Genomic DNA, 879 nt, shown 5'->3' with positions numbered 1-879 from the left:
GGGCAGAGGTTGCCCTGGGATATGTTTCTAATTCTCTTAAAACGACGGAGAGAACCGGTTCTGAGGCAAGCAAATCAGAATCCTCTATGAGCAATTTTGGCATATCTGCAACGCCATCACTTCGTTTAGGTTGGACATTTTAAACCAAAATAATTAAAATTTCATGAATACCGGATATTATTATACCTATTTTAATCCTGTTGGCGATTGCAATGCAGCAGAAAACAGTATGTCCCCTTTCATTTCGGAATCCCATCGAGATACAAGGCAGGATGTGCTCTGCAATTTCTACCGAGCAATGCAGTCATAATGGCATTAAAACAGGTATAATTCCGGTAAAACTCCGGTAAAACTCCTGATTACATCTTGATGGCAATCAGGGGTTTTCTGTTGTTTCGCTCATCGTCTTTTGTCTGAATCAGGATTTACAGGATTAAAGGATTTTCAGGATTAACCATCTTGTTAATCTTTTAATCCTGAAAATCCTGATTCAGACAAAAAGTATTTTGTTGATAATTAAGCACTTATGCAAAATTTGCTGTAAACAAGGAAAAATAGATGTTTTTATTTGGTGGTTATAAAATAATATCCTACCTTTGTGGCATAATTTAAAAATTTGCAGATATGCCTACTCTTTATACAACAAATGAAAATAAGTAAACTTTGGTTTGAAGATGAAAAAATTTTCATTCAGACCGACGATGGGAGAGAATTATGGCAATCGCTTTTGTGGTATCCAAGATTGAAAAATGCCACAGAAGCGCAAAAGATGGCATACGAATATGATGAGATTGGTATTCGTTGGGAAGACATAGATGAAGACATGTCGGTTGAGAGTTTTCTATACGATGACCCCGAACCGGTTGGTGTGTCTAAAAT

General features: G+C 36.6%; 1 protein-coding gene. It reads left to right on the top strand.

The window, feature by feature from the left end:
- Nucleotides 1–646: 646 nt before the first annotated feature.
- A partial coding sequence (locus tag ASC50_RS01930; protein ID WP_158648278.1) for a DUF2442 domain-containing protein occupies nucleotides 647–879 on the top strand: 233 nt, incomplete at its 3' end.

The organism is Candidatus Symbiothrix dinenymphae (genome assembly GCF_001431085.1).
This window is presented reverse-complemented; position numbering and strand designations above follow the sequence as displayed.